Annotated in this window: 1 protein-coding gene; it reads right to left on the minus strand. The window is 29.1% G+C overall.

Annotated features, from left to right (window positions below; genetic code table 11):
• On the minus strand, positions 1 to 368 hold a 368-nt coding region (locus tag V7056_RS20740; RefSeq protein ID WP_499704278.1), incomplete at its 3' end, for a hypothetical protein.
• Positions 369 to 395: the final 27 nt, after the last annotated feature.

The raw sequence follows: 395 nt of genomic DNA on the forward strand, positions 1-395 counted from the left end.
AATTTTAATTCCTCATGAGTTAAAACATAAAAATCTTCTTTATAATTATAATCTTTCTCAGCAAATGAATGAACAAATACCCAAAAATCAGGAGTAGAAAAACTATAATCATAGTATTTCTGAAAAAACCTTGTAGGAAATGTCAATTCTTTAGAGGTTTTTACTTGTATAGTAATACTTCTATTATTTCCCACCGCAACAATATCAAAAGTTTTCTTGTTACCTTTTGTAAGGTAAGAATCGATGCCAATTCTAGCAAGCTTTGAAACTGTGCCATATTCTCCGGTCTTACCTAGAAAGAAGGCTTTTTCCTTTGCTAATTTACTACCTTTTTGGAATATATCATTGGGTTTTTGTTTTTTAGGCATATATTACCTCCTAATTACTATTTTAGT

Origin of the sequence: Bacillus sp. JJ664, assembly GCF_036962205.1 — a bacterium.
In the GTDB taxonomy this organism is placed as follows: Bacteria; Bacillota; Bacilli; order Bacillales; family Bacillaceae_G; genus Gottfriedia.